Here is a 26,117-nt window from a genome sequence, read left to right as displayed (position 1 = left end):
CCGAGCGAGGTTCCCGCAGGAACCGAAGCGAGCGAAACAGGCTAGCCTGCGTACATTGAAAACTGAATAAAGAAGCAGATAGAACGAGAAAAAGAACTTTGTAAAGTTTTATTTTTAGTGAAATCTACAATTTCAAAGAACCAAGAAAAAACACATGGTCAAGCTACAAAGAGCGCAAGGGGAATGCCTTGGCACTGAGAGCCGATGAAGGACGCGACTAACTGCGATAAGCCACGGGGAGCCGTAAGTGGGCACTATATCCGTGGATTTCCGAATGGAGCAATCCGGCTGGAGTCATGTCCAGTCAACGTGCACTGAATTCATAGGTGTACGTGGGGAACCGCCTGAACTGAAACATCTAAGTAGGGCGAGGAAGAGAAATCAACCGAGATTCCGCTAGTAGTGGCGAGCGAACGCGGAAGAGGCCAAACCAGGGGTAGCAATACCTCTGGGGTTAGGACAGCAATATGTATGCAGCGATCTAGCAGAATGGTGTGGGAAAGCCAACAAGACAGTGTGAAAGTCACGTATGCGAAAGATCAAAGCAGCTAGCTGTATCCAGAGTACCGCCGGACACGTGAAACCCGGTGGGAATACGGGGGGACCACCCTCCAAGCCTAAATACTACTCAGTGACCGATAGTGTATAGTACTGTGAAGGAAAGGTGAAAAGGACCCCGGAAGGGGAGTGAAAAAGAACCTGAAACCTTGTGCTTACAAGCACCGAGAGCCCGTCAATGGGTGATCGGGTACCTTTTGTAGAATGGTCCGGCGAGTGTGTGTAACCGGCAAGGTTAAGGACTTCAGGTCCGGAGCCGCAGCGAGAGCGAGTCTGAATAGGGCGAATGAAGTCGGTTGTACACGACCCGAAACCGGGTGACCTACCCATGTCCAGGTTGAAGTGGAGGTAAAACTCCATGGAGGACCGAACCGACTCCCGTTGAAATGGTAGCGGATGAGGTGTGGGTAGCGGAGAAATTCCAATCGAACCCGGAGATAGCTGGTTCTCTCCGAAATAGCTTTAGGGCTAGCCTCGTATTAGATTACTGGAGGTAAAGCACTGAATGGTCTAGGGGCCGAGAGGTTACCAAAACCTATCAAACTCAGAATGCCAGATAATTGATGTACGGGAGTCAGACAGTGTGAGATAAGTTTCATTGTCGAAAGGGAAACAGCCCAGACCCACAGCTAAGGTCCCCAAATACTGTTAAGTGGAAAAGGATGTGGAGTTGCACAGACAACCAGGATGTTGGCTTAGAAGCAGCCACTCATTAAAAGAGTGCGTAATAGCTCACTGGTCGAGTGACTCTGCGCCGAAAATTTAACGGGGCTAAACAGTATACCGAAGCTTGGGATTCCGAAAGGAATGGTAGGAGAGCGTTGAACGAGGGGTGAAGTCATAGCGGAAGCGGTGGTGGACTTCGTTCAAGTGAGAATGCCGGAATGAGTAGCGCGAAATGTGTGAGAATCATATTGGCCGAATATCTAAGGTTTTTGGAGGAAGGTTCGTCCGCTCCAAGTAAGCCGGGAGCTAAGGCGAGGCCGAAAGGCGTAGTCGATGCACATACGGTGGATATTCCGTAGCCGCCAAAAGATTTAAGATGAGTGACACCCTGAAAAGGCATGACCCGGGCGATGGTAGCCCCGGGCGTAAGGGACCGAAATTAGAGTAGGGAAGCATGCTGGATCGGGGGCGAGAAAAGCTCATGGTACATCTGAGGCGCCCGTACCGCAAACCGACACAGGTAGATGGGAAGAGAATTCTAAGGCCAACGGGAGAAGGGTAGTTAAGGAACTCGGCAAATTGGTCCCGTAACTTAGGGATAAGGGACGCCACGGAGACGTGGCCGCAGTGAATAGGCCCAGGCGACTGTTTAGCAAAAACACAGGTCTCTGCCAAATCGAAAGATGACGTATAGGGGCTGACACCTGCCCGGTGCTGGAAGGTTAAGAGGAGATGTGCAAGCATTGAATTGAAGCCCCAGTAAACGGCGGCCGTAACTATAACGGTCCTAAGGTAGCGAAATTCCTTGTCGGGTAAGTTCCGACCCGCACGAATGGTGTAACGATCTGGGCACTGTCTCAATTACCCGCCCGGCGAAATTGTAGTACCGGTGAAGATGCCGGTTACCCGCGACAAGACGGAAAGACCCCATGGAGCTTTACTGCAGTTTAATATTGGGTTTTGATAATTTATGTACAGGATAGGTGGGAGACTGGGAAGTCAGCACGCCAGTGTTGGTGGAGTCAACCTTGGGATACCACTCTTAAGTTGTTGAAATTCTAACCTGCGGCCGTGAATCCGGCCGGGGGACATTGTTAGACGGGCAGTTTGACTGGGGCGGTCGCCTCCAAAAGAGTAACGGAGGCGCTCAAAGGTTCGCTCAGCACGGACGGAAACCGTGCCTTAGAGTGCAAACGCGTAAGCGAGCCTAACTGCGAGGGTGACGGCCCGAGCAGTAACGAAAGTTGGAGTTAGTGATCCGGCGGTATGAGAGTGGAATTGCCGTCGCTCAACGGATAAAAGCTACCCTGGGGATAACAGGCTGATCTCCCCCAAGAGTCCACATCGACGGGGAGGTTTGGCACCTCGATGTCGGCTCATCACATCCTGGGGCTGTATTCGGTCCCAAGGGTTCGGCTGTTCGCCGATTAAAGTGGTACGCGAGCTGGGTTCAGAACGTCGTGAGACAGTTCGGTCCCTATCTGTCGTGGGCGCAGGATATTTGAGGAGAGCTGTCCTTAGTACGAGAGGACCGGGATGGACGCACCTCTGGCGCACCAGTTGTTCCGCCAGGAGCACAGCTGGGCAACTATGTGCGGAACGGATAAACGCTGAAAGCATCTAAGCGTGAAGCCGACTCCAAGATAAGATATCCCATAGCGTAAGCTAGTAAGGCCCCTTGAAGACTACAAGGTTGATAGGCTGCATGTGTAAGCATGGTAACATGTTCAGCTTGGCAGTACTAATAGGCCGAGGGCTTGACCATATTTCTTGGTTCGAGACCTTTTTCAGATTTCGTTCTTTCCTGTATATCTTTATTCAGTTTTCAGTGTATGACTGAGTTTAAGACCCATCCAATTGGATGGGTCTTTTTTGATTTCTGTATCATAAAAAACATGTGAATGATATTGGCAATCTATAGACAGATGAGCGAAATTAATTTATATTTGTAATAACAGATGAGCGAAATTAATTTATATTTGTAATAAAAGAAGCGAATATATTGAAAGACAGAATAAGGAGGAAAAAATGTGCTCCCTCATGTTGACATCAGGTTACGATTTTGAAGGCTATAATATTGTTGAATATTTAGGATTCTGTTCAGGAGAATGTGTATTGGGTACAGGTTTTTTAAGCAATTTGGAAGCGGATATTTCTGATATACTTGGAATAGGAAGTACTTTCTATAAGGAAAAATTAGCAAAGGCAAAAGGATTTGCAGCGCAGAATCTGGAGCAGCAAGCCTTATCGCGTGGTGCAAATGCAGTTATTGGGGTAGATTTGGATTATACAATGTTTTCTTCTAATATGATCGGTGTTATGATGAACGGAACCGCAGTTAAAATAGAACGGGTGGAAGCTTCCTATAGAGGGAAGCTATTTGAAATCTATGTAGATACTTATAATCAAAACCTACCGTTTCGTTTTTTGAAAGTCGAAATCAGAGAAGATAAAAAAATGAGAGTCTTTTTTACTCCTTTTAAAAAGTATAAAATATCGGCGTTACATTTGGACATCTCGTTCAAAACAATATTTGGAGATATTGTCACCATTTCAAATGTGCCCTTTATAGATATTGATACCACAGACCAGATTTGTATGACTGAATATTATAAGGCGAATTTTCCCGATGAAGTTTTTGGACAATTTCGATCGGCGTCAATCCATGTGCGAAGGTATGTCATGAGTGAAAAAGTCTATTCTTCTAATGTACCGGATCAGATAATTGCAATGTCGGAATCTCATTTACAAGGGCTGCGCGCCTTATATGGGCAGGATGTAGTCGGTGTTTTTAGCTCCAATGTTCATGTATGGACATGCCTGTGCGGAAAGGAAAATAATTTGGCAGTGTCAAAATGCACGATGTGCGGCAGAGAAAATGATTCGCAGAAGATGCAAGAAAAAGGAAATACATATGAATTTTTAATGAATGTCTTTATGCAAAAAAACTCAGCTAGAGAAATTTATGAGTATCTGACGATATATAATGAAGAACACGACCATATTTTGCCTGAAGCAATATTAAATTTGGTCAAAGAGTCGGTTTCCCTTGAAAGGCTGTATGGCAATCAAAAAGAAAGTTGTATAAAAAAGATAAAAGAATATGCAAAGAGGTAAGAAAAGTCAATATAACTCGTATTTAAAAAGCGTAGGATCTGTTTTATTTGGAGGGGTTGTGTTATGAGTTATCTGAAAATGCTCTTTCAAAAGTTTTTTGATTACTACCACGGGAATCCGTTTATTGCAGCGATTGCTCCGCTTCTGATCCTGATTTCCTTCAGCTTTCCCGTTGGTTCTATCATTCGATACGTTCTGGTTGCGCTTGCCTTCGGCCTTTTCTGCGGCCAGAGCTTCAGGGTCCGCGAAAGATATGGAGAAGAAACGCAAAAAAAATGCTATCCCTTTGTTTCCTTTATTCCGCTGGTTTTGCTTTTGGCTTTTTTGCTCACCGGAGCGGTTTACTATTTTATTCTTATTGCGGCGGGGATCGTTTTTCTGTATGATATCGCCAGAGTGTATGTCATGGAGAAGCGGATCACAAAAGAGGATGAGGACGACGATCCGGGAAGTTTTGAAAAGCCGTAACACTAAAACAAATAGAAGCACAAAACCCTGAGAAATCGGGTAATGCCTGTTTTCTTTGTGGTTTTGTGCTTTTTTAAATTGCAGGGTGAATTTTATTGGACAGGCGTTGACAATACAGAGGAAAAGAAAGACAATAGAGTTGGAAGAATGATGCCGTGATGAGAGGGAGGTCTTTGCAATGAAATGGAGGGAAAAACTCCGCAAGTGTTGGGATCGAAGCTGCCTCTATTATTTGTATCTTCCATCCATTCTGCTGGGGATTTCGATTTTCAATCCGCACCGCACGATAAAAACGGTTTTTATGATTTTAGCAATCGTAACGGCTCTTTTTGATCTGTTTCGATACTTTTATAAAGAAAGAAAAGAGAAGCGAGTTTCCAATAAGCAAGATGAAAGCGGAAACATATAACAGAAAAATAATAAAGCTGCTGATTGAGGGCCGCATATGGAAAAGGGGAAGAAGAGATGGGTTCCATTTTAATGACTCCGGGCGTTGATCTGAAGGGATATCATATTATCGAATATCTGGGCTGCTGTACAGGGGAAGTCCTGCTGACGGAAGGCGACCTGTCCGGCGCTACAAAGGCCGCGATTGAGCGGATGGAAGAAGAGGCCGCACGGGTCGGCGCGAATGGTGTGATCGGCATGAATATTCAATACTCCAACTTTCGTGAGAACATGACCTTCGTGGTCGCAAACGGGACGGCGGTCAGGGCAGAGCCGAGCCGACAGGAGGCGGAGGCGTCGCCGGAAATCCTCTATGCCCTCCCGGTCACCAATTACAATACGGAGCTGCCATTTCAAATGCTCAAGGTCCGCATCCGTTCCGACAGCGCGGTGCAGCTTCTCTTTGCGCCGATCAAAAACAGCCAAATCACGGCGCTGAGCGTGCATCTTTATTTTGTAAATCTGTTTGGGGAAACGATTCTATTCAAACAGGTGCCATTTCTCGAGATCAAGAATACGGCGGGGGTCTGTTATACAGAGGCCTGTAAGCTGGATTTTCCCTATGGCGTACTGGGGCAGTTTACATCCGCGGTGGTAAGCGTGCGGAAATATGTGCGGAATGGGCTGGTTTATTCCTGTAAAAAAGAGGACAAAGACATATCATTGGACAGCACCCGCCTGCAGGAGCTTCGTATTCAATATGGGCAGGATGTCGTCAGCGGATATGTTGCGGGCGTCAGCACCTGGACCTGTTTGTGTGGAAAAGAGAATGCCTATTCCGCGGCAGTATGTGCGCGCTGCGGCAGGGAAAAGGGCCTGTTCCAGGAGGAAGTCAAGGAGAACAGCCTGCAAACGGTATTGGAGCAGGCGAGGAAACTGAATTCCGTCAAAGAAATCTGGAACTATATGCTGGAATACCAAAAGGGAAATGGTAACCCGATTCCGAATTCTGTCCTGACTTTGGTACGCGACAGCGCCGCTTTGGAACGGCTGTATGGAAACCAGAAAGAAGACTGTATTCGGAAGCTGGTGGAGTTGATCAATAAATGATGAAGGGCGGACCTGCGGTCAGCACGGCCCGCCCTTTTTCTTTTCCGGGGTCGGGTCCGCGCAGGTGCGGGACGGAAAAGACCCGCTCCCAGGGCTTTTTTAACCTTGCAGGTTATTTCTTAGATGTGTTTTTCCGCTTTTCTGGACCTCCGGTCGGGACGCGCCTACGGCGGTAACCATTTTTACCTTACAGACAATTTTTAAAATATGTTCTTCTACGGTTCTAAAAAGCGGCGATGGTCGTTTGGAGCATCGAGCGAGGCTTTAGCCTCTAGCGAGCGTACCGACCGGAGGTCCTCTTCCGGAGAAGAGCGAGTGGGAACGAGTGATATGGTTCTTTACGAAGCAGGGTGCTGTCTTTGGGGCTTTTCTTTTTCCCCGGCTTTCGCCGGGGGATGCGTCGCTTTGAAAAGCGACAGCAAAGACTGTTTTACTTTATATAAAGTAAAACAAATTTTATCAAAACAATCTTTTTGCATTGCGAAATCAATGGGATTCTTTGTTTTTGCAAAACAAGCAAAATGCCTTTGAATCTGGCTGTGAAAGGCCATTTTCAAAGATATTTTCTCTTATGGAAGATCGTTTCTTTGTACAGTTTGCCATTACTATTTCATTTTGCAACGGCTTCTGTTTTTCGATTTCCTCAAGTTTGCACTTGACAAAATGCGGGAAGCGCAGTATATTTTAATTACAGACAAGTGTATGTGCAACAGACGTTTTATTGTGTGAGGTGAAACAATTGAAAAAGCTGTCGGAATCCGAATTGGACGTCATGCTGGTGATCTGGAACGCCGAGGAGGCGCTGGACACCGGGGAGATTGTCCGCCGACTCGCGCCGCAGTACGATTGGAAGCTGCAAGCGGTACAGGTGTTTTTAAGCCGGCTGGTCAAAAAAGGCTTTCTCCGCTGTGAAAAGCTGGGCAGGCTGAATTACTACGCGCCTCTTGTTGCGGAATCGGCGTACCGTGCCCACGAAACCGCCTCCTTTGTGGAGAAGTTGTACCGCAATTCGCCCAAATCTTTGATCACCGCACTGGTGCAGTCCCAACCGTTGAGTGGGGAGGAGTTGCAGGAAATTCGGGAACTGTTGGACCGGGAGGAGGAAAAAGAATGATGGAAACTGTTTTGATCGGCGTGCTGGATGTTTCGCTGCAAATGTCGCTGCTGCTTTTGCTGCTGTTTGCGGCGGACAAATTTCTTTCCAAGCGTGTTTCCGCGCAGGCGAAATGCTGGATCTGGGCGATCTGTGGCATTCGCCTGCTGGTTCCGGCGACGTTTTCCTTCTCTGTGCCGCAGTCCGGTATAGTGTATGCACAGGAAACAGTAAACGCGGCGGTTCCCACGGCGGCAGCAGAAGCAGTAGCACAAGCGGTCTCCGCCGCACCTGCTGTGACGGAACCCGCCGCCTTTTTCCAGGCCCCGGTGGAGCGCCTGTATGCGCACATCACCGTGCTGGAGGTCCTTGCGATTGTCTGGATAGCGGTTGCCGTTGTTTTTTTGCTGGCGCATCTGGCATTGTATCTCCTGCAGGCCCGGTTTCTCCGGAAAAATGGAAAAGCGGTGGTGGACGGGGAGATTCTTGCCCAACTGGAACAGGTCAAAGCCGAATTGCATGTGACTCGCTCAATCCGATTGTTGGTATCCGAAAAGGCTGAAAGCCCCATGCTGATCGGTCTGTTTTGCAGCTCTTTAGTTTTGCCGCGGCTGGAGTTTACGCCGGAACAACTCTCGATCATCCTGCATCACGAGCTAGCGCACTGCAGGCGGTGCGACCTCCCCGTGAAGTGGCTGTTTCTGCTGGTGCGAAGCGTCCACTGGTTCAATCCGCTGGTGCACATTCTGGCAAAAAAGGCGGACTTTGATCTGGAGAGCGCCTGCGATGACACGGTGCTGCGGGGGAAAGACAAATCGTACCGGAAGCAGTACGGGAATACCCTGCTGCATGTGCTCGCGGCGCGGGGAAGAGGCCCGGCGCTGTCCACCCGGTTTTCCGGCAATACAAAGGAGATCATCCGGCGGTTTCAAAATATTGTGAGCGTTGAGCCGAAACGGAGGGGGATCGTTTTGCTCTGCTGTGTGCTGGCGGGAGCAGTGGTGCTCACCAGCGGTCTGAACCCGGCGACGGCGCGGACGCTGAGCGCAAATTTATTGTCGCAGGTACAGGCGGCGGAGTCCACGCCGCAGGAGCTGGCGGCGCTGAAGCAGAAGCTGGCGCTCTGTGTAAAAGACTCTGTCTTTGAAAGCTATCGTCCGTTCCGCGACTTATCTCTGGACGCGGAAGCGTATCAGCGATGCGAGCAGGCGGAAGCAGCCTACAGGGATTTGCTGTTACAATATCGTGAGGGCTGGCAGACGCGGGAGTTTGTGGAAAACGCTTTTTTTCTCGCGGTGGACAGCAACGCGCAGGGGCCGGTAACAACGGGGATATTCTGCTGCCAGAATGATAACCAGATGGAGGACGAGGACATCACGCTGATCTGGCTGGACTTTTCAAATGCAAACGATTTACAGGTTGTGGATATCGGCCACGTTTATCCGGGTGGAAACCATCTGAATGAAAAATTAAATGGCATGCAGGCAATCCAAAGAGAACAGAAACAGATTGCAGAAGCCTTCCAAATTGATTTATCTCAGTACGAAAAAGCGGATTCAGGCGTATATCCCATCGTGATTCGGAATCAGGCGTTTTTCATCAAATCATCGATTGAAAAACAATTGATGACAACCGGGCGGTATCAATTTGAGAAGTTCCATGTAAACCACGCGCGGGTGTATCTTCGGAAAGATGAAACAGGGGGCGTCCTGTTGAATCTGGACGACAATGGAATGTATGCGCACTTTTTTGCATTGGAATCCATCGATAGAAGAAACAGAAGAAAAAGCACGGAGAGCCAGTATCCTATTACAGAAAACCGCTGTATCTCCTGAAAAATCGGGATTTGCGCGGCGGTATACAAAGGAAAGTCCCCCGGCAGATGTGTGTATCATTCACATTTCCGCCGGGGTTTTCCATGCTTGTCCTTCTATTTCGGGAGCGTCTTGCGACTGTCCCGCCCCACCGGTTTATTTCATTTCCTGTCAGCTAATGGGCGGGCCGTGTTTACAGGTTCAACCTGTTTTCACAAAATCCATTGTTTTCTTCTTGACAAAACGGCGCGCAGCACGTATTATTGTATTAACATACTAGTACAAAGTGAGGGGTAGTTATGAATTATTACAGTCCAACGGAAGAAATGATCATTGCGCAGACGATGACGTTTATCATGACCCTGATTTTCGCCTGCCTGCTTTCCGTGGCGTCGCAGATTTTGCTGGCGTTTGCCACCTACAACGACGCAAAGGCGCGCGGCAATAGCGACCCGGTCATGTGGGCATTGCTGGTGGGCATCCTGGGATGGATTCCCGGCATTGTCTATCTCTGCCTGCGCAACAATACGGCAAACCGCCTGATGACCTGCGCGAAGTGCGGCTTCACGCACCGCATCGCGGAGCCGTTCTGCCCGCAGTGCCGGTCGGAGAACCCGTACAGCGCGCCGTTCCACAGCCCGCTTGCGCCGCGGCAGGCGCACAACGCGAAGTTGCTGCTGATCTGGGGCATCGTAACGTTTGCGGTTGCAATGGTGCTGATCGTCATCGGCGTGGTCGCGCTGGTCAATGGAATCATTATGGCGGGCGCATATTAATCAAAGAGAAAGCGGAAGCCGCCCGTGCTGCCGTGGCGCATAACGGGCGGCCCATAGACACCTGTGGGTGGGAGGGAAAACAATGCTGCAAGTAACGGATCTTTCAAAAGTGTATCACAATCTGGTGGCGAATGATCACCTGAATTTTACCGTCGAGCCGGGCGAGATCGCGATTTTGCTCGGGCCCAACGGTGCGGGTAAATCGACCGCCATCAAGTGCATCGCGGGGCTGCTGCGTTTCCAGGGAAATATTCAGATCTGCGGCCATCCGAATAAAACCAAAGAGGCAAAGCGTTGCTTCGGCTATATCCCGGAAATGCCCTCCCTGTATGAGGCGTTGACGGTGCGTGAGCATCTGGAGTTCATCGCGCGGGCGTACAAGGTGGAAAATTGGGAAAAGCGTGCCGACGAACTGCTGGTTCGCATGGAGCTGGACGATAAACAAAAAAAGCTGGGCAGCGAACTGAGCAAGGGCATGCAGCAGAAGGTGAGTATCTGCTGCGCGCTGCTCCCCCGGCCAAAGGTGCTCATGCTGGATGAACCGCTGGTTGGCCTGGACCCGCACGCGATCAAGGAGCTGAAGCAGATGCTTCTGGAGCTGCGGGACGAGGGCTGCGCGATCCTGGTCAGCACGCACATGCTGGACAGTGTGGACGAGTTCTGGGACAAGGCGCTGATCATGATGAAGGGCCGTATCGCCGCCGTGCGTACCCGCAGGGAAATTGAGGCGAGCGGCGAGGACCTGGAGCAGCTCTTCTTTTCCATTACGGAAGGCGGGCGGGACGGAGGCACGCTATGAGTGCGATCCTGTATATGGTCCGCAAGGACTGCAAAAACCGCATTTTAGCGCTGCTCCGCCATCCGGCAAAGCTGATCATGTATCTCTTTTTGGCAGCGTTGCTGGTCTTCTCGCTGCTTAATGTCGCGCTTGCCCCTATGCCGGAGCTCGGCGAGACCTTTGCGGACATTCGCATCCTGCACGGGGCGTATTTTGGTATCCTGCTGTTTTTCATGGGCATGCTGGTTCTGAACGCCCTGCAAAAGGGTACGACCTTTTTTGGCATGGCGGACGTCAACCTGCTGTTTGTCTCGCCGCTGTCGCCGCGTAAAATTCTGGCGTACGGGCTGGCAAAGCAGATGGGCCGCACACTGCTGATGGTCTTTTTCTTTTTGTTCTACGGCGCGATGCTGGCGCAGACCTTTGGCATCGTATGGACGGATACGCTGGCGCTGGTGATTGGGTCGGCCGTGGCGCTCTTTGTGGTGCAGCTGCTCTCGCTTTTGCTTTACAATGTAACCAACGGGTATCCGGGGCGGATTCGCACCGCAAAGGGCATTTTGTATCTGTATTTTGCAGTTGTGGTGGGCATCATTGCGCTGGAATTCATGGCGGGCGGGTCCACCATGGAGGCGCTGCTGGCGGGTGTTTCCTCCCCCAAGCTGGAATACCTGCCTCTGGTGGGCTGGATCAAAGCGGCGTGCTTCGGCTATATCGACGGGGACATGGGCAAGATGCTGTTGTATATCGCCCTGACGCTGTTGGCGGCGGTTCTGTGCATTGTGGTATTTGTGCGCGGCAAGGTGGATTACTATGAGGACGTGCTGCAAACGACGGAGCAGACGCAGGCGCAGAAGGACGCCATCAAGAAGCAGGGCAACGCCGGCATGGTCAACATGCCCGGCAAAAACAAGAAGCTCAAGGTGACGGTCACGGGCCTGAACCGGGGATGGGGCGCAAACGCGTTCTTTTACCGCCATCTGTGCGAGGCGCGCCGCAGGAGCAAGTTGGTGTTTGTGGATTCCACCACGGCGCTGATGATCGCGATCAATCTCGGAATGGCCTTCTTTTTGGGGCGCGTGTGGGAGGCCGACGGTGAAAAGATGGCGTCGGGCATGATGCTGTTGATCGCCACACTGTTCAGCACGTACCTGCTGTTCTTCTTCAACATGGCGGGGGCCTGGTCGCGCGAGCTGCTCAAGCCATACCTGTATCTGGTGCCGGAAAGCCCGTTTGCCAAGCTGATCTGGGCGGCGATGACGACGCTGCTCAAACCGGTGGTGGACGGTGCGATCCTGTTTACAGTGATGTGCGTATACTTGAAAGCAAACCCATGGACGGCGCTGCTGGGATTCCTTCTCTATGCCAGCATGGGTGCGGTATACATTGCGGGCGACGTACTGGCGGAGCGGGTGATTGGAAAGTCCGCGAACCGCGGCCTGATCATGATGCTCTACATGCTGTTCCTGATCCTGCTGATCCTGCCGGGCGTGGTGGTTTCCATTGTCCTGCTGGTGTTGTTCCTCGACGTGGCGCCGGCAATCCTGCTGGTCCTGCCGGCGGTGGTCTGGAACCTGATCGCATCCGCGGGCGTGTTCTATTTCTGCCGCAACATGCTCGACAACTCCGAGTTCATCAACGAGCTCTGACCTCCGGTCGGGACGGCGCGGGCGGACGTTGGGCAAAACGAAGTACCACGGATATCCGCGACGGAAAGGACTTGCTCCCGGACCTGCGGTCGGCGCGGGACCTGCGGTCGGCACGGCCCGCCCCATGGCTTAGAACAAATCGCTGCCCTGCGGTGGCGGGACGGAAAGGACTTACTCCCGGGGATGTAGAGACAGCGGCATACCGGATGATAAAAATAAGCTCCTGTTGGAGGACAGACAGATACGATCCCCCCGGCGGAAAATCCGCCGGGGGGATTTGTCGTTTAAAACGGATGCTATTCTTTTGCTGCGCCTGCATTTTGCCGGTACCAGCTCGGTGTGATGCCCTCGTAGCGCTTGAACGCGCGTGTCATTGTGACGGCGTTGGTATACCCGACCATCTCTGCGATGTCTCCAATGTTATACTTGGTGCCGCAGATCAGCTCTTTGGCCTTTTCAATGCGGCAGCGGTGCAAATAGTCCAGGAAGCCGAGGTCCAGTTCCTTTTTAAACAGATTGGAGAGCCATGGAAGGCTGATGTTGAAAGACTCCGCGATCATCCCCGCGGAAAGGTTTGGATTCTGGTAATTCTCCTGGATATACTGTGTGATCTGATGGATTTTACGCTTTTTGAGCGGGTCGTTTTCCTCCGCCTTCTGCGCGTTGCTCAGAGCGGCGCACAGCTCCCTGCACAGGTCGTCCAGGCTCTGTCCCTTCATGGCGTCCTGCCATTCCGGAGGCTGGACGCCCTTCCGCTCCGAAAGGTACAGGTGGACGGTATCGAAGATATAGCGGATGCGTTTTTGCATCGCAACAGCAGCATCCGGCTCGTCGGCGGGCAGCATGCGGAAGATATGCTGTACACATTGAACGGCTTCCGAATCATTCTCCGCTTGCAGGCAGTTGTCCAGTTTGCGCACATCGTTTAAAAAGGCGCTGGAGGAAGAGCCGCCGGACAGGCGGTGGGAACGCTGGTATTGCCGCACGGTGCCCAGCTCGCCGGTAAGCAGGTTGTATTCCAGCGTTTCGGAAGCCTCGCGGTAGGAGTCGTTCCATTCGGCGGATGAGGTGTGCGTCTTGCTCAGGACGATGGTGAGCGGGAAGCCGAGCGCTGTCTGCAATTCCTCCTGCAATTGGAGCAGCAGGGTTTTTGCGTCGCCGTCGGATGCGGTGGAAACCGCGCCGAGAAGCAGGCCGCGATATACGATGAAGCAGGAGGACCAGCCGTGCAGGGAAAGAAAACGGCTGACCCGCTCCTGCAATTCCTCCAGGGTGGGGGCCGGCCTCCTGGCATCCGGTTCCTCATTGTCAGGCGGCTCCGGCTGGAGCATCAACACGGCGAACCGGGCTTCCAACCGGAATCCGGCGTTGGAAAAGGCGTCTGCAACTTCGTCGGAAAATGGGATTTCCCCCTGTAACAGCCGCAGAAGCAGGCTGTCCGCCAGCAGGCGGTTCTGCTGTGCCAACCGCTGTTCATAGCTCTGGGCCTGCTGATAGAGCCGGTGCACGGCGGTGGTGACCACTTGAAACTCGTGCGGATCGCTTTTGTCGACGTCCGGCATGGGAAGGTCGCTGACCAGCTGGCCGATGGGGCGGTAAAAGCGGGACGCAAAACCATATGAGAAGCTGCCGCCGATGACCAGCCAGCAAAGCAGGGCAAGCAGGATTAAATTTAAGATGACCTGCATCTGTCCGTCCCGGATTGTATCTGGGATAAATACGGCTTGCTCAATACTGCCCTCCGCAAGGGGCGTATGGTAGAGGAAATAGGGCGTGCCGTCCAACAAAACGGTCTGGCGGCCCTGCGCGCCGGCGACCTGTTGAAATGACACGCGGTCCACCAACTGGGCCTTGTTTTCGGCGGAAGAAATCGAACGGTCATTGCCGGTCAAGAGAATGGCCTGCGCGTGCGGAGGAAGATAAAAATTTTGCAATGTCTGCTGAATGTTAAAATCGGTGATGCCCGCCAGCAGCACCACCTCCGGATAAATTTCCTTGGAAAGCATCAGGCGGCCGAAGGTCATCTGCTCTGTTTTCAGGCAGAAGGCGCGTGTTTGCGCATCCGCACCGGTCAGATACTGCCACTGTTCCTCCGACAAGCCGAAATCTCCGGTCATCTCCCCGCTGGCGTACGGGTCTCCTTCGGAACTGCCGAGCCCCATGGTTCTTCCGCTGCGGCGAAAATAGACGCAGGCCACATTTCCCGCGCCGGACATGGAGGAGTGGTATACGGAATCAAAACGGGTCCAGAACTCCTGCGCCTCCCGCGTCTCCGTGGGAAAGGAATCCGCCTGGGCCAGCGGGTCAATCTCCGGAATTTCTGCAATCATATCCGCGATCTGGTAATAGCCGGCGACCATGCCGGGCGCGGAATGCAGCGCTTTGTCGGCCATTTCACCGTACGAGGCTTCCGTGGCGAGGTTGTCCTGGTTCATAAAATGCAGCGTTACGGCGACAATCAGCGCGGTAAACAGGAAAATCACCACAAAAAACGCGCCCATTAACTTATAAAAGCTTATGCCCCGGTAGGATGTCTGCGTTTGCTTTTTCATTTCTTTCGCTCCCCCTCATCCTGGTTCTTGTATAAGTATAACATAAATTGAAAAAAGTTGAAAAAGTTAATGGGAACTATGTTGCAGGATAAAACAGGCGAATTTTATAGTCCTGGTGATACTTTTATACGGTTTTTTAATAAATGCAGTGAAATTGGCGGAAAAAGGGACTCTTTTTCATGTAATGCGTTTTTTAGATTGCGCCGGTAAAAATTGAAATTTAGGCGGAATCAAAAATCCCGCTTCTTGCGACGGGCTGGGGCCGGGTGTATGCTCAGCACAGCGAAACATAAGAGATCCAATGCAGGCAAGTGCGCACGCTGTCTGGGCAACGGATGAAACAAAATTGTATGGAAAAGGGGTTCAGAATCAATGATGAAAACACAGAAGCAGCGGAAATCGCTACGCAAGGTGTGTGCGTTTCTGCTGGCGTCAACCATGATGCTTTCTTCAACTGTCACCGCGTTTGCGTTTGACAAGGACACGGTCCTGCAGGAATCCACAAAGGCATTTACCAAACAGACCACCAAACAGCTTGCGGACGAGGGCATGGTCCTGCTGGAAAACGAAGAGAAAGATGCCGCGACGGGGGAAAGCGCCGGTAAACCCGTCCTGCCGCTCCAAAAGGGAAGCACGGTTTCCGTCTTTGGCGTGGGGCAGAACAAATGGAGCACAGGCAGCTTCTACGACGGCCTGGATGAAAACTTTATAGACATCATGGAAGGCCTGGATGCCTGTGCGGATTTGCAGGTCAACGATACGCTCCGGGACTGGTATGCGGACGTCAATAAGGACGGCACGATTCCGGAGGAGGTTTTACAGCAGGCGGCGGAGAATTCCGACGTGGCGCTGATCGTCTTCTACCGGAAAAACGGCGAGGGGTCCGAGGGAAAAGCCAGCAAAGGCGGCTATTACCTGACGGACGAGGAAACGGCGATGGTAGATTCCGTGAACGCCGCGTTTGACAAAACGGTCGTCGTGTTCAATACGGGCTACGCCATCGATATGCAGTGGGTCAAGGACAAGCACATCGATGCGTCCGTTCTGGCGGGCCTGCCGGGCAACGAGGGCGGCAACGCGCTCACGGATATCCTGACCGGCGCGGTCAACCCCTCCGGTAAGCTGGTGGACACCTATGCCAGGGACTGGGAGGACTATCCGTCCTCTTCGCACTGGGCGGACTCCGACGGGACGGACGAGGACGGCAATCCGGTTGTTTACTATACGGATGATATCTACGTGGGCTACCGGTATTTTGAGACATTCGACGTGCCGGTTACCTATGAATTCGGCTATGGCCTGTCTTACACCGACTTTACCTGGAGCGATTATGAGGTAGCCTCCGACAGCAAGGGCACGGTGACCGCGACCGTCAACGTGGAGAACACCGGGGACACGGCGGGCAAGGACGTTGTGGAGCTGTATTTCTCCTACCCGACGGACAACGACAGCATGGACGGCGTGGACGTACCCGCCATTCAGCTGATCGGCTACGGCAAGACCGAACTGCTGGAACCGGGCGAGTCGCAGGAGGTCAGCATTTCGTTCGATTACAGCGACCTTGCGATGTACAATGAAACCGCATCCGCCTATTACCTGTACGCGGGCGCGTATAAGATCAAATTCGGCCATTCTGTGCGCGACATTGAAGAGGTAAAAACCTTTACCTGCAACGCAACGCAGGCCACGGACAACGTGGGTCACTATATGGTCCCGCAGGAGCCGATCGACGTGCTGGAGGGAACCACAAAAGAGGAAGCGTTTGAGGCGGAATTCGGCAACGTGACCAGGCGGTTTGACGCGAAGGCGGATTCCACCAACGCGGGCGCGCTCCGCACGGAGGAAACCGCGGTTCCCGTGGACGCGGATGCGATGGAGGCGAACGCCAAGGGCTATTCCTTCAATGACGTCGCGTCCGGCAAGATCACGCTGGATACCTTTATCGACGACATGACGCTGGTCGAACTGGGCGCGATGTGCTCCGGCTGCCCGGACGTGGAGAACTTCGGCAAACCGACGCTGAACGGCGAACCGGTCATGGAGGTCAACACGCTGACGGACCGCCAGGTAACGGGCCGCACCGCGGGCATCACGTCCCGCGATATTTACGGCATGACGATGGCGGACCGTCAGGAAACCATTGGCTACTACAATGAATCCCCGTGGGGCGGCGGAGTTGGCAGCTGCGGCTTCCAGGTCTATCCCAGCTCCACCGTAATCGGATCCACCTGGAACCAGGACCTGATCGAGCAGTACGGTGAATCGATTGGCCGCGAGTGTGTGGACGGCGGCATCGACTTCTTCCTTGCGCCCAGCATGAACATCCACCGCAACCCGATGGGCGGACGCAACAGCGAATACTTCTCCGAGGATCCGGTGCTTTCCGGATACTCCGCGGCGGCGGTCGTGAACGGCGTGCAGTCCAACGGCATTGGCACAACGCTCAAGCATTTTGCTGGCAACAATCAGGAGACCAACCGCCAGCAGGTCAACGAGTACATCTCCGAGCGCGCCCTGCGCGAAATCTATCTCAAGGGATTTGAGATTGCCGCGAAGAATTCAAACCCGTGGGGCATGATGACTTCTTACAACAAGATCAACGGCGCGTATTCCCCGGAAAATTACGATATGCTTCAGCACATCGTCCGCGATGAATGGGGATTTGACGGCCTGTTTATGACGGACTGGGGCCACACGGCCGACATGAACCTGTCCTTTGCGGCGGGGAACAACCTCTGGATGGCCAGCATCAGCGATTTTGATTCCTTCTATAATGATATTCTCAGCGGTATCATCCCGCTGGACGTCATCAAAGAGAATGTAAAGGGCACGCTGAACATCCTCCTGCGCTCGCAATACTACGCGGATATCGAGCCGGAAGAGCCGGATGATCCGGTGGTGGACGAAGCGGACAAGACACTGCTCAACAAAGTGATTGCCTATGCGGAGGAGCAGCAGAAATCCGAGGCATACGGCGATGTCATTTTAGATGTAAAAGAAGGATTTGAAAAAGCGCTGGCCGAGGCGAAAACCGTCCAGGCCGATCCGAAGGCCACGGAGGAAGCGGTTTTGAACAGCTGGACCGGTCTGGTGAAATGGATTCACGCGCTTGGCATGCAGAGCGGCGACAAGACCCTCCTGCTGCAAACAATCACCGCCGCGGGCGCCTATAATCTGGACAATTATATCGATGCGGGGAAAGAGACGTTCCGGAACGCTCTGGCCGAAGCACAGGACCTGTATGAAGATGACTTTGCCACGCAGGCCCAAATCGACGAGGCGACCGAGTCCCTGATGGACGCCATTCTGGAACTGCGCCTGAAGGCCAACAAGTCCAATCTGGACGCGCTGCTGCAAAGCGCGAAGAAGATCGATCTATCCAAGTACACCGCGTCCACTGCGAAAGCGGTAAGCGAAGCAATCGAAGAAGCGGAAACCATGATGGCGGACGGGCAGCTCAGTGAAGACGATCAGCCCGCGGTCAACGCCATGGAGAAGAAGCTCCGCACAGCGGTCAATGGGCTGAAGCCCAAGAATACCGGCTCCAGTACGGCAGGCAGCTCCGGCAAAAAGAGCACGGGTTCCGGCAACAGCTACGGCGCCGCGGGAACCGCGGTGGTTGGCGCGGCACAGTCCGCACCGGTACAGGCCAGAGTGGTTTCCGATACGACGGTAAACTTTACCCTGAAGCGGGGTGCGGCCTACTGCTTTAAAATGACGTTGGTGAACGGCGAAAATCAGATTCCGACTTTCACCGTTGGAAACGGCAGCGTTCTGAAAACCCAATTTGTGGCGAAAATAGGCAGCGACTATTATTATCGCGTGTATGCGGTGGGGGCTCCGGGCCAGAGCACAGGCGTGTATACCACACTGGCGGGCGCCGCGCCGGTTCAGCACTGCACGGTGACGGTTGGCTGAAAAACAGAGAACCGGACCGAAAAGATTGCGCAAGGCACGTCCGCGCGGGAAACGATGCCTGCTTTTTAAGGAACAGCAACGGCAAACAATGACAGAAAACAGCAGCGACAACAAAACTTTATTAAAATCATATCAAACAAGAACGCCCGGCGGATCATTCCGCCGGGCGCTCTTTTGGTGCAGCATCTATATAAGAGGTTGGTTTGGGCAGGGAAAACAGCAGGTCACAGGGGTCGCCCAGGAGCAGCGCGTCCAGCGTTACCCCGTAGCAATCGGCGAGCAGCACCAGCTTTTGCAGGGGAGGGTCAGTGCAACCCCGCTCGTAGCAGGAATAGGTGGAGCGGTCGATTTGCAACACCGCCGCGACTTCTTTCTGCGAAAAGCCGCAGAATTTGCGCAGCAGGCGAAGATTTTGACCGATACGGGGACTGCTTGATTTCATAAAAGCGATCCTTTCAAATATATTTTTGTCCCTGCTAGTACGTTCGAGAGGTACTATGCAGAATGGTTGCTCGGCGGAGATTGGTTATGTATATCTGTATCCGTATCTGATATTGCAGATGCCTTTCCGGCTTCATACCCGGCGGCAAAAGCCAATATCTGCATCATATCGGGTGTATCCAACTTATCAATGAGCTTTGCCAGTACAGCCCGGTTATCTGACTTAGTGTTCATTTTGCACCTCCATGATTTGACTTAATCAAAGTATATATCTGACTGAGTAAAATGTCAACATAATTATAGTTTGACTTAGTTTTATTTTTATGATACACTTCTTTATAGAACTGAGGTGATAAAATAATGACGTTGGGAGAACGGATGAAAACAATCCTATCTGAGCGCAACATGAAGCAAACAGACTTTGCGACCTCACTGGGTGTTAGTGCCAACTATATTAATCAATTGGTAAACGGGAAGAAAACAAGCATTTCAGATACCTTAGCCAAGCTCATAGAAGAAACTTATGGTTATTCCGCACAGTGGGTTATGACGGGTGAGGGTGAAAAAAATTTAAATTCTCCATTGTCGGCGGTCAAAATTCAATTTATGAAAAAACTTAATAAGATGCCGGATGATGAGATTGCCGCACTGCTGGCGTTTGCAAATTCTCTGGATAGTGTGAAAAAAGCTTTGGGAATGAAAGTCGAGTAAATCCGTGCCGTGGTCAGCGTGGAAAGATTGACCGCCTGCCAAGTTTCGCTGATTGAAGGCACCATCGAAGGCTTTATTCGCAATAACCCGGTGTAAAACAGGCAAAACGGTGGTATACTCTATAAAAGAAAGCGGCAAAAAGACAACGGTTTCCTCCTGTAATTCCCACTCTGGCGCCGCCTTAAAAAAATTTCAAAAAAACGGAAAATAATACTTGCATTTTGTCAGAGCCTGTGATAATATATAGAAGTCGCCGGTGAGCAACTCACCCGGCAAACTGAATAGTTGGTGTCGATGACGATGAGGGTCCACCCGTTCCCATCCCGAACACGGAAGTTAAGCTCATTAGTGCCGAAGATACTTGGCTGGCGACGGCCCGGGACAATAGGAAGACGCCAACACCAAAAGCAGTCACCCAATAGGGTGGCTGTTTTTATTTTATCCGGAAGATTTTCCGGCAAAACCTCTTGCTTTTTTGCAAATCTTCCGTATAATAGTATTTAGCGCTTTAAAGCATAAAGTAACAAAAGTATGGGAGGAACCGCCATGATTATATTGATGAAGCAAACCTCTACCCAGCAGGATGTAGAGAAAATCATAGACATATTGAAGGAACACGGACTGGGGGCAAACTTGTCCAAGGGTGCGCAGGCGACCATCATCGGCGTGCTGGGAGACAAGACCCGGCTTGCCAATGTCAACCTGGAGCTGATGGACGGCGTGGAAAAGTGCGTGCCCATCATGCACACCTACAAGCTCGCCAGCCGCGAGATGTGCCCGGATGGGCGCATTGCCAAAGTGGGGGGGCGTCAAGGCCGCGGGCGCGACCTTCCTGCGCGGCGGCGCCTACAAACCGCGCACGTCTCCTTACGCGTTCCAGGGCATGGAGGACGAGGGGTTCAAGCTCCTGCGCATGGCGGCGGACGCAACCGGCCTGAAGGTGGTCAGCGAGGTTGTCGCGCACGACCAGATTGAGACCGCCGCCAAATACTGCGACATGTTCCAGATCGGCGCGCGCAACATGCAGAACTTCCGCCTTCTGCGCGAGGTCGGGCGCTCCGGCGTGCCGGTGCTGCTCAAGCGCGGGCTGGCTTCCACCATCGAGGAGTGGCTCGACGCGGCGGAATACATCATGAGCGAGGGCAACTACAATGTCGTCCTCTGTGAGCGCGGCATTCGCACCTTTGAAACCGCGACCCGGAACACGCTGGACGTCGGCGCGGTGGCGGTGGTCAAGGAACGCAGCAGCCTGCCGATCATCATTGACCCGTCGCACGCCGCGGGCAAGGCGCGCTATATCGAGGCGCTGTCCCTTGCGGGAATTGCCGCGGGCGCGGACGGCCTGATCATCGAAGTGCATCCGAACCCGAAGGCCGCGATGAGCGACGCGGCGCAGCAATTGCCGATCCCGGTCTATGCCGACCTGTTTAACAAGGTTCGCACCGTGGCGCAGGCGGTGGGAAGAGAGCTGTAAAAAGGGCATTCCCGGTCAAGCATGCGGGCGGCCTCCCGTGGTATCCTATGGACAAAGGAGGCGTTAAAAATGCACGCATGGGAACAGATTCAAAAAACGGTGGACTATATCGAAGAACATATTTCCGAAGAAATTTCGATGGAAGAACTCGCCGGGCTGGCGGCGCTGTCGCCGTTTTACTTCCAGCGGTTGTTCAGCCGTCTGGTAAAAAAACCGGTGATGGAGTATGTGCGCTTGCGCCGGATGGCGCGCGCGGCGGAGCTTCTGCGGGAAGACCGGCGGATTCTGGACGTCGCGCTCGACGTGGGGCTTTCATCGCATGAGCACTTTACCCGCACCTTCAAAGAAACGTTCGGCATGACACCGGAGGAATACCGCAAAAATCCGGTCACGCTGAACCGCATGACAAAGCCGCAGCTTGCCCTGCACTATACGATGATCGACGAGGGCGTGCCGCTGGTGACAGACGGCATTGTGCTGGAGATCGGACGAAAAACGCTGGCGGAGGCAGAACGGTTCCTTGGGCACACGGCGAGGATGCCGGTCGGGTTTGTCGACGGGCTGGGAGTGGATTCCGGCGTGGACCCGCTGGAAACACTCTGGACGTCCTTCCATGCGGAAAAGGAGGGGCTTTCCGCCCTGCTGCCCGGCGGCGGCGAGCTGGGGGTATCCTACCCGGACGAGGAGGGCGGCTATTTCCGCTACTTCGCGGGCGGGCAGGCCCAGGGCGATGCGCCGGAGGGGTTCGATTGCTGGGAGCTTCCCGCGGGAAGGTATATCGTCTGCACCTTCGAGGCGGAACACTTTGAAGCGCTGGTCATGGACGCGCTGTACAAGGCGCAGCAGTACCTGTTCGGCGTGTGGCTGCCGCGGCACGGCCTGACCACCGCGCCATTCTGTGTGGAGCGCTACGCCTCACATGGGCAGGGCACGACGAAAATGGAAATCTGGGTGCAGCCGCTGGAGGGCGGGAATAAAAGGTGAATCAATCAAACGCCCCGATGAATCTGATTTCAGGTTTATCGGGGTGTTTTGCGTTTGGTTGACAAAGCGGGCGTTTAATGGCTGGAGTTTATAAATCTGCATCGGCAAGTTTGGTTTTTATATCTTTTAGACAGGAGATACAGATAGGCAGTCCTTGAATAGGACGTTCTACGTCTGTTTTGAGGCAAAGAATGCATCGTTGCGTTTCTTCTGTGAACAAAACAACCCTGTCACCATTTACGGATATACGAATTTGTGTCTGTTCTGTAATCCCCAATGATGTTCGTATTTCTTTTGGGATAACGAATCGTCCCAAATTGTCAACGCGCCGAACAATTCCTGTGCTTTCCATGTTTTAGCCCTGCTTTCTAAAAATAATTGACCTATCGACTTTTCGTGTGCCAACGGAAGTGAATCCATTCCAGTTAAATTAATAACTGCTACGCTTTAATTTTAGCTCAGTTCAAATTATATGTCAATAATGCTCTTGAATCTCCGAATACTTAGATTATAAATCTCATATAACTAAAATTGCGATATTATACATATAACGCAATAGAGAGGGAGATGAGAAAATGAGTTTCGGAGATGTACTGGCAGAGCTGCGGAAAGATAACAACATGTTGCAAAAGGATTTAGCTGAGTATCTGGATGTAAGCGTAAGTACCGTATCAAACTATGAAACGGATGCTCATTTTCCCGATATATTGACGCTCTTAAAAATTGCAGACTTATTTGATGTGCCTACTGATTACTTGTTGTGCAGAACCAGACTGCGACTGCGTCTGTCTGACTTTAATAAAGAAGTGAAAGAAAATGTAACAGTTGGGGACATTTTAAACGGTATGTTGTCTTTGGACGATGAGGATTCCCGTTTGTTGGTGGAATTTCTTGACCTGTTAAAATTGCATAGTAAAACAAAAAGAGATGAAAATTTCAGGAAAAACAAGCGTTAAGGTTGATTTGAGGACCTTAACGCTTGTTTTTTGGGTAGAAAAATACTGGCTGATGCAGGTGGCTTGTTGAGAAAACAACCTTGACAGCTTCTGGAAATGCCGCTATAATAAACCTATTGTAAACCTTGTTTGATAATTAAAGTTGACAATTGGGGAGGAAAACAGGATGTCCAAACAAACTGCTGTTAAAGAAATGGTGCTCTGCGCGCTGTTCGTCGCGCTGACCGTTGTGCTCTCGCAAATCGCAATTCCGGTACAGCCGGTGCCGGTCAACCTGGCGACGCTTTCCGTCATGCTGGCGGGCGGCGTACTCGGTGCGAAAAACGGCGCGGTCAGCCAGGCGGTCTATGTGCTGATGGGCGCGATCGGCCTGCCCGTGTTTTCCTCCTTCAGCGGCGGGATCGGCATTGTGGCGGGGCCGACCGGCGGCTATATCATCGGCTATATCGCGGCGGCGTGGCTGATCGGCCTGCTGGCAAGCAGATGCGGCGGCAAGGTCTGGCAGTTGGCGTTGATTATGGCGGCGGGTGAAGCGCTTTGCTATCTGTTGGGGACCGCGTGGTTCATGTTCTCCACCGGGACGGGCCTGCTGGAATCCCTGTTGCTCTGCGTGGTGCCGTTCCTGCTGGGCGATGCGGCGAAGATCGCTGTGGCCTCCCTGCTGGTCCCCGCGCTGAACCGGGCACTTGGCCTGCGCAAAAAGGTGGGGGCGGCGTGAGATGGAAGAGCGAATGACCCTTCGCCCACACCATGGGCTGTGCATCCGCCACTTTACCGGCAAGGGGTACAGCCCCGGTTTTGTGGAAAACATGGCCCGGGTGATTACACAGTTGCACGATACACCGGAACAGGAAATCTGCCTGCGAATGCGGGAGGACATTCTCTGCGGGAACTGCCCGCACAACGAACCCGGCGGCTGCACTTCCGGGCAGAAGGTGCGCCGGTACGACGCGGCGGTGTTGGCGCTCTGCGGGCTGGAGGACGGGGCAGTCCTGACCTGGGGGGAGTTTGAGCGTTTGGTCGAAGAACGGATTCTCTCCGCCGGGCTGCTGGAAACAGTCTGCCGGGGATGCCAATGGCTGGCGCTGTGCCAGTCAATTTATAGTCCCAAGAGTAATTTTGCAGATAATTAATACGAGTTGTAAATATAGAAAACATACAGATTGTATATTGTGTAACTAAATATACAAATAGAAAAGCTGTTGCTAAATATAATGATGATACAAAATCGTATAAAGAAACAGATTCGTATAAGAGAAAATGCCTTTGAAGGTGGCCGTTCACAGCCAAATTCAAAGGCATTTTCATTCGTTTTTCTTAGAACGATTAGCAAAGAGCCTTAATCCCCAGCCTTCGCTGGGGAAGCAAGAAAAGCCCCAAAAGCAGTTCACTGCCTCATAAACAGCAATATCACTCGTTTCCACTCGCTCTTCTCAGAAACAAGAGTTTCGTTCTCTGCGGAGAACGACCAAAGGCCCTGCCTTTGGAAACCGCCGCTTTTCAGAAAAGCGGGAAAACGCGTTTTGACCATTACCAGTCAGATAAGAAACAACCCTCGCCGTAGGCGCGTCCTGACCGGAGGTCCGCGTCCTGATCGGAGGTCTGCGTCTTGACCAGAGGTCTGCGTCACGACCGGAGGTCCGGTTCCTTTTGCAACTTTAAATAGGTTTGGTACATCAGATCCTTGGCGACCAACATGGCGTCCTCCATGGAGTAGTGATAGCGCTCTTTGATCTCCAGCATCAGAACGCGGAATTTTTCCTCATAGGCCGCGCAGTCCACCTCCTGTTGGTAGGTGGCGAGAATCGGGCAGACCTGTGTCCAGTCGATGTTATAGCCGCCATCCGGGGCCGGCTGCATGACGATGGACGGCGCTTTGCTCTCCGTCAGCAGGGTATTCAGGTCGGTTTGCAAGGCTTCTGCCAGCCGGGGCAGCTTGGCGGTTTCCGGCAGGGCAAGGTCGGATTCCCATTTGGAAACGGTTTGCCGCGTCACGTCCAAAAGTGCCGCAAGCTGGTCCTGCGTGAGGTTGGCAGCCTTCCTCGCGCGGGCAATTTTCTCTCCAATTTGCATATTCGCATCTCCTTTATACAGAACGTATTGTGGCTTGGGCCTCTTTTTCCATTTGAAGTCCATTATAACAGGATGCTAGACGGAACGGAACCAACCCGCCGGTTCTTCCTGCAACCTGACGGTTGCGAATCCAAATTCTTTACAGTGTTGCAACCTCTCTTGCGTTTGAGGTCTATTGGTGATAGACTTAAATTGGTCGATAAAGAATAGACCCAAGGAGGAACGGTTATGAAAATGTATCAATTGGCGGAGGGCGAGCGGAAATTTGCGGAACTGATCTGGCAGTATGAGCCGGTCGGCTCCGGTGAGCTGGTCCGGCTGGCGGAGGAGTCCTTGCACTGGAAAAAGTCTACCACTTATACCGTGCTGAAAAAGCTCTGTGATCGGGGCCTGTTCCAGAATCAGAACGCGGTCGTCACCTCGCTGGTTTCCAAAGAGGCCTTTGCGCAGGAAAAAAGCAAGCAGTTTGTTGCGGAAACATTTGGGGGTTCGCTGCCCAAATTCCTGACGGCTTTTATGGGGGGCAGGAAGCTGAGCAAAGCGCAGGCGGAAGAGCTGCAAGCGCTGATCGACGCGTATAAGGAGGAATAGG

22 protein-coding genes, 2 rRNA genes and 1 pseudogene are annotated in these 26,117 nt (G+C 52.3%); 20 read left to right on the top strand and 5 right to left on the bottom strand.

Annotated elements, in window-relative coordinates; translation table 11 throughout:
- Positions 1-156: 156 nt before the first annotated feature.
- The 11 genes from BN2106_RS15420 (at position 157) to BN2106_RS15370 (ending at position 12,416) form a co-directional block, all read left to right on the top strand.
- Positions 157-2,989 (top strand): 23S ribosomal RNA (locus tag BN2106_RS15420).
- A 263-nt stretch (positions 2,990-3,252) separates the two neighbouring features.
- Positions 3,253-4,341 carry a YbjQ family protein gene (locus BN2106_RS15415; RefSeq protein WP_050699434.1) on the top strand — a complete coding sequence of 363 codons (1,089 nt, stop codon included), beginning with the start codon at positions 3,253-3,255 and terminating at the stop codon, positions 4,339-4,341.
- 63 nt (positions 4,342-4,404) lie between these two features.
- Entirely contained in the window at positions 4,405-4,809 is a 405-nt protein-coding gene (locus BN2106_RS15410) for a hypothetical protein (RefSeq protein ID WP_050699433.1), read from the top strand.
- Positions 4,810-4,987: 178 nt separating this feature from the next.
- Positions 4,988-5,218, top strand: a complete 231-nt coding sequence (locus BN2106_RS15405; RefSeq protein ID WP_050699432.1) for a hypothetical protein — start codon at positions 4,988-4,990, stop codon at positions 5,216-5,218.
- A 56-nt stretch (positions 5,219-5,274) separates the two neighbouring features.
- Entirely contained in the window at positions 5,275-6,306 is a 1,032-nt protein-coding gene (locus BN2106_RS15400) for a YbjQ family protein (protein WP_050699431.1), read from the top strand.
- A 315-nt stretch (positions 6,307-6,621) separates the two neighbouring features.
- Positions 6,622-6,837, top strand: coding sequence for a hypothetical protein (locus tag BN2106_RS16325; protein ID WP_154666559.1), 216 nt, complete (start codon positions 6,622-6,624; stop codon positions 6,835-6,837).
- Between the two features lie 208 nt (positions 6,838-7,045).
- On the top strand, positions 7,046-7,420 hold the full coding sequence (locus BN2106_RS15390) for a BlaI/MecI/CopY family transcriptional regulator (protein WP_050699429.1): 375 nt from the start codon (positions 7,046-7,048) through the stop codon (positions 7,418-7,420).
- Positions 7,417-9,234 (top strand): M56 family metallopeptidase, encoded by a 1,818-nt coding sequence (locus BN2106_RS15385; protein ID WP_050699428.1) that lies wholly within the window; start codon positions 7,417-7,419, stop codon positions 9,232-9,234. Before BN2106_RS15390 ends, BN2106_RS15385 begins: the two co-directional genes overlap by 4 nt.
- 278 nt (positions 9,235-9,512) lie before the next feature.
- Positions 9,513-9,989, top strand: coding sequence for a hypothetical protein (locus BN2106_RS15380; RefSeq protein WP_050699427.1), 477 nt, complete (start codon positions 9,513-9,515; stop codon positions 9,987-9,989).
- Between the two features lie 82 nt (positions 9,990-10,071).
- Complete coding sequence (locus tag BN2106_RS15375) at positions 10,072-10,788, top strand: ABC transporter ATP-binding protein (protein ID WP_050699426.1); 717 nt, start codon at positions 10,072-10,074, stop codon at positions 10,786-10,788.
- Positions 10,785-12,416 carry a putative ABC exporter domain-containing protein gene (locus tag BN2106_RS15370; protein ID WP_050699425.1) on the top strand — a complete coding sequence of 544 codons (1,632 nt, stop codon included), beginning with the start codon at positions 10,785-10,787 and terminating at the stop codon, positions 12,414-12,416. The genes BN2106_RS15375 and BN2106_RS15370 overlap by 4 nt, the downstream gene beginning before the upstream one ends.
- 296 nt (positions 12,417-12,712) lie before the next feature.
- Here the strand turns inward: BN2106_RS15370 and BN2106_RS15365 are convergent, their stop codons facing one another.
- On the bottom strand, positions 12,713-14,968 hold the full coding sequence (locus BN2106_RS15365; RefSeq protein WP_050699424.1) for a helix-turn-helix domain-containing protein: 2,256 nt from the start codon (positions 14,966-14,968) through the stop codon (positions 12,713-12,715).
- A 372-nt stretch (positions 14,969-15,340) separates the two neighbouring features.
- Here BN2106_RS15365 and BN2106_RS15360 point away from each other — a divergent pair, with 372 nt between their 5' ends.
- Positions 15,341-18,886 (top strand): glycoside hydrolase family 3 protein, encoded by a 3,546-nt coding sequence (locus BN2106_RS15360; RefSeq protein WP_050699423.1) that lies wholly within the window; start codon positions 15,341-15,343, stop codon positions 18,884-18,886.
- A gap of 154 nt (positions 18,887-19,040) precedes the next feature.
- Here BN2106_RS15360 and BN2106_RS15355 read toward each other — a convergent pair whose 3' ends face one another.
- On the bottom strand, positions 19,041-19,328 hold the full coding sequence (locus tag BN2106_RS15355; protein WP_074017538.1) for a helix-turn-helix domain-containing protein: 288 nt from the start codon (positions 19,326-19,328) through the stop codon (positions 19,041-19,043).
- Between the two features lie 53 nt (positions 19,329-19,381).
- Positions 19,382-19,561 carry a hypothetical protein gene (locus tag BN2106_RS15350; protein ID WP_050699422.1) on the bottom strand — a complete coding sequence of 60 codons (180 nt, stop codon included), beginning with the start codon at positions 19,559-19,561 and terminating at the stop codon, positions 19,382-19,384.
- A gap of 126 nt (positions 19,562-19,687) precedes the next feature.
- On the opposite strand from BN2106_RS15350, the gene BN2106_RS15345 reads away from it, so the two are divergent.
- The 4 genes and pseudogenes from BN2106_RS15345 to BN2106_RS15330 all read left to right on the top strand — a co-directional run bounded on the left by BN2106_RS15345 (position 19,688) and on the right by BN2106_RS15330 (position 22,496).
- Positions 19,688-20,038, top strand: coding sequence for a helix-turn-helix transcriptional regulator (locus BN2106_RS15345; RefSeq protein ID WP_050699421.1), 351 nt, complete (start codon positions 19,688-19,690; stop codon positions 20,036-20,038).
- A gap of 284 nt (positions 20,039-20,322) precedes the next feature.
- Positions 20,323-20,439: ribosomal RNA gene (gene rrf, locus BN2106_RS15340) — 5S ribosomal RNA — on the top strand.
- A gap of 145 nt (positions 20,440-20,584) precedes the next feature.
- Positions 20,585-21,512, top strand: a pseudogene (gene aroF / locus BN2106_RS15335) (3-deoxy-7-phosphoheptulonate synthase).
- A 69-nt stretch (positions 21,513-21,581) separates the two neighbouring features.
- On the top strand, positions 21,582-22,496 hold the full coding sequence (locus BN2106_RS15330; RefSeq protein WP_050699420.1) for an AraC family transcriptional regulator: 915 nt from the start codon (positions 21,582-21,584) through the stop codon (positions 22,494-22,496).
- Between the two features lie 88 nt (positions 22,497-22,584).
- Here BN2106_RS15330 and BN2106_RS15720 read toward each other — a convergent pair whose 3' ends face one another.
- Positions 22,585-22,848, bottom strand: coding sequence for an AbrB/MazE/SpoVT family DNA-binding domain-containing protein (locus BN2106_RS15720; RefSeq protein WP_074017537.1), 264 nt, complete (start codon positions 22,846-22,848; stop codon positions 22,585-22,587).
- A gap of 223 nt (positions 22,849-23,071) precedes the next feature.
- Here BN2106_RS15720 and BN2106_RS15325 point away from each other — a divergent pair, with 223 nt between their 5' ends.
- The 3 genes from BN2106_RS15325 to BN2106_RS15315 all read left to right on the top strand — a co-directional run bounded on the left by BN2106_RS15325 (position 23,072) and on the right by BN2106_RS15315 (position 24,585).
- A complete protein-coding gene (locus BN2106_RS15325; RefSeq protein ID WP_050699419.1) occupies positions 23,072-23,452 on the top strand; it encodes a helix-turn-helix domain-containing protein in 381 nt (126 codons plus the stop codon).
- Positions 23,453-23,618: 166 nt separating this feature from the next.
- Entirely contained in the window at positions 23,619-24,170 is a 552-nt protein-coding gene (locus BN2106_RS15320; RefSeq protein WP_074017536.1) for a biotin transporter BioY, read from the top strand.
- 1 nt (position 24,171) lies between these two features.
- Positions 24,172-24,585, top strand: a complete 414-nt coding sequence (locus BN2106_RS15315) for a DUF1284 domain-containing protein (RefSeq protein ID WP_050699417.1) — start codon at positions 24,172-24,174, stop codon at positions 24,583-24,585.
- 493 nt (positions 24,586-25,078) lie between these two features.
- Here the strand turns inward: BN2106_RS15315 and BN2106_RS15310 are convergent, their stop codons facing one another.
- Complete coding sequence (locus BN2106_RS15310; protein ID WP_050699416.1) at positions 25,079-25,525, bottom strand: helix-turn-helix domain-containing protein; 447 nt, start codon at positions 25,523-25,525, stop codon at positions 25,079-25,081.
- Positions 25,526-25,753: 228 nt separating this feature from the next.
- On the opposite strand from BN2106_RS15310, the gene BN2106_RS15305 reads away from it, so the two are divergent.
- Positions 25,754-26,116 (top strand): BlaI/MecI/CopY family transcriptional regulator, encoded by a 363-nt coding sequence (locus tag BN2106_RS15305; protein ID WP_050699415.1) that lies wholly within the window; start codon positions 25,754-25,756, stop codon positions 26,114-26,116.
- Position 26,117 lies beyond the last annotated feature (1 nt).

The organism is Anaeromassilibacillus senegalensis, assembly GCF_001261775.1.
GTDB lineage: Bacteria > Bacillota > Clostridia > Oscillospirales > Acutalibacteraceae > Anaeromassilibacillus > Anaeromassilibacillus senegalensis.
This window is presented reverse-complemented; position numbering and strand designations above follow the sequence as displayed.